The sequence below is a fragment of the Lamprobacter sp. genome (assembly GCF_034860625.1).
In the GTDB taxonomy this organism is placed as follows: Bacteria; Pseudomonadota; Gammaproteobacteria; order Chromatiales; family Chromatiaceae; genus Lamprobacter.
In genome coordinates this window covers 1-2,640 of the sequence record NZ_JAYESN010000335.1, presented here as the reverse complement: position 1 = coordinate 2,640, position 2,640 = coordinate 1, and the positions used below count along the sequence as shown (strand labels likewise).

The 2,640-nt window shown below is 65.1% G+C and carries 3 protein-coding genes; 2 read left to right on the top strand and 1 reads right to left on the bottom strand.

Features of this window, described 5'->3' with window-relative positions; genetic code table 11:
- Together VBE63_RS27110 and VBE63_RS27105 are read left to right on the top strand one after the other, a co-directional pair.
- Positions 1-1,276 (top strand): deoxyribodipyrimidine photo-lyase (locus VBE63_RS27110; protein WP_323686104.1); only part of this gene is annotated, 1,276 nt, incomplete at its 5' end.
- A gap of 222 nt (positions 1,277-1,498) precedes the next feature.
- Positions 1,499-2,011: a L,D-transpeptidase family protein gene (locus VBE63_RS27105; protein WP_323686103.1), complete on the top strand. Its 513-nt coding sequence runs from the start codon at positions 1,499-1,501 to the stop codon at positions 2,009-2,011.
- A gap of 101 nt (positions 2,012-2,112) precedes the next feature.
- Here the strand turns inward: VBE63_RS27105 and VBE63_RS27100 are convergent.
- Positions 2,113-2,640 (bottom strand): ATP-binding domain-containing protein (locus tag VBE63_RS27100; protein WP_323686102.1); only part of this gene is annotated, 528 nt, incomplete at its 5' end.

The following is a 2,640-nucleotide window of genomic DNA, read 5'->3' as shown; positions in this document are numbered from 1 at the left end:
TGAGTTGGGAAGCACACTGCTGATTCGGCGTGGTGAGAGCCTTGCCACACTGCGGCAACTCATCCTGGAGACCGGGGCCACCGCGGTGCATTGGAATCGCTGCTACGAGCCAGCGATGATCGCCCGCGATAGCAGGATCAAACAGGCCCTGCGCGCCGAAGGCATCCGCTGCAGCAGCCACAATGCCGCACTGCTCAGCGAACCCTGGGCGCTGAAGACCGGCGCCGGCGAGCCCTATCGCGTCTTCACACCCTACTGGCGCCGGCTCAGGGCCGAGCTGATGAAACGAGTCGATCTGACGAAAAGGGACGACCTGACCGACCCGAATGCCCCAGCGGATGCGCCAGACGCCCTACCACCGTTGCCAACCGCACTCACAACGCTTCCGCTTGAGGCACTGGAGCTGCGCCCCAGCATCCCCTGGGATCAGGGTCTGCAGGCGAACTGGCAGCCAGGCGAGGACGGCGCACACGCAGAACTCCAGCGCTTTCTCAACGGCCCAATTGAACCTTATCAGCAGGCCCGCGACTGGCCGGCCGAGCGCGGCACCTCACGGCTCTCACCGCATCTGCACTTCGGCGAGATCAGCCCGCGCCAGATCCTCGCCGCCATCCGCGACCGAGGCATCGCTGCCGAGATCGCCGAGCCCTTTGAGCGCGAGCTGGGCTGGCGCGAGTTCAGTCATCAACTGCTCTATCACTTCCCGCACACGCCAACCGAGCCCTTGAACCCGCGCTTTGCCGAATTCCCCTGGCGCGGCGGCGACACCGAGCCGCTGCTTCGGGCCTGGCAGCGCGGCCAGACCGGCATCCCCATCGTCGATGCCGGCATGCGCGAACTCTGGCACACAGGCTGGATGCACAACCGGGTGCGGATGATCGTCGCCTCACTGCTGACCAAGAACCTGCGCCTGCCCTGGCAAGAAGGCGCGCGCTGGTTCTGGGACACCCTGGTCGATGCCAATCTGGCCAATAACACCCAGGGCTGGCAGTGGAGTGCCGGCTGCGGCGCCGATGCCGCCCCCTACTTCCGCATCTTCAACCCGGTGCTGCAGGGCGAGCGCTTCGATACAAAAGGGCATTATGTCCGGCGCTGGTGCCCGGAGCTGGCCCGACTGCCCGACCGGTTCATCCATCAACCTTGGCAGGCGACGGCGAGCCTCCTGGCCCAATGCGGCCTCCGGCTCGGCCGCGACTATCCAGCACCGATCGTCGATCTCAAGCAGAGTCGCGCCGAGGCCTTGGCGGCTTATGATCAGGTGAAGACAAGTCACTGACCCTCAGCACCGAGTCGTTCAATGACCAGGTTCAGCGAGCAAATGACCACCCACGGATCAGCAACCACGACTACACCAGGCGCTGCGGCAAGCACGACAGCGCCCGGGGCTGCGGCAAGCGCGTCAGGAACAGCAGGCGCGGGAGGCGCAACAACCACAACCAGGAGGGCAAAGGTCCGCCCGCAACCCGGCCAGCGCCTCCGCTGGACCGGCTGGGGCCTGATGCTGCTCGCGCTGCTGATCCTGATCCAACATCAGTTCGAATATCAACTCCCCGCCTGGCGCCTTGATCTGCTCGGAGCCAATCCGCCCAAGGCCGATCTGGTGCTGGTCGAGAAAGGTGCCCGGCGGCTGTCATTGGTCCGCGATGGCAAGATCTACCGACAGTGGCGCATCAGCCTCGGCTTCGACCCCATTGGTCACAAGCAGCGCGAGGGCGACGGCCGCACCCCCGAGGGTCGCTACATCCTCGACTGGCGCAACCCGGGGAGCTGCTGCTTCAAATCGCTGCATGTCTCCTATCCCGATGCGGCCGACCATGCCGCCGCGGCCGCGCGCGGCGATGATCCCGGTGGGCTGATCATGATCCACGGCCAGGTCAACGGCAGCGGCTGGCTCGGCTGGCTGAACCAATACCGCGACCACACCCACGGCTGCATCGCACTGCGCAATGGCCCGATGGAGGTGGTCTGGCGCGCCGTCGACGACGGCACGCCGATCGAGATTCGTCCCTAACGTTCGTGGCCCGGCGCCACCCCGGTCAATGAATCGAGCGAGATTCACGTTCAAGCATCAGCTCCTTGCCTGCCTCCGGCAGCGGTCTCGCTGACTGACGGCTATGCCGACCGAGGCTCGACCTGCCGCCTCCCAATCAGACTACCCGAGTAGAGCCTCGCTGCCCGCTTCGCCCGCGTCATGCCGACATAGACCAGCTTGCGCAACTCATCATCGAGTTCGCGGTTCACCACGATCACCACGGCGTCGAACTCAAGCCCCTTGGCCCGATGCAGGGTCATCGCGAAAATCAGGGCATCCTTGCGGCTGAGGCGCTCGCGATGGTTGACGGTCGCGACCTTGTAGCCGGCTTCGCGGAGTTGCTTCGCAAGCTGGTCGCGCAGCTTCACCGTCGGCGCCATCACGCCGATCTTGACATCCAGATGCGCGTGCAAACAACCAGCGACGAACTCGGCGATACCTTTGCGGACCCTGTCCATCGACGCACCACGAATGTGCTCCGGCACCGAGCCGTGCAGCAGCGACTTATAGCGCGCGATCTCGTCACTGCCGCCGTCCAAGTCATCGACCTCGACATGCTCAAGCAAGGAGACCGCCTCGCGGCGAATCTCCTCGGTGGTGCGATAGTT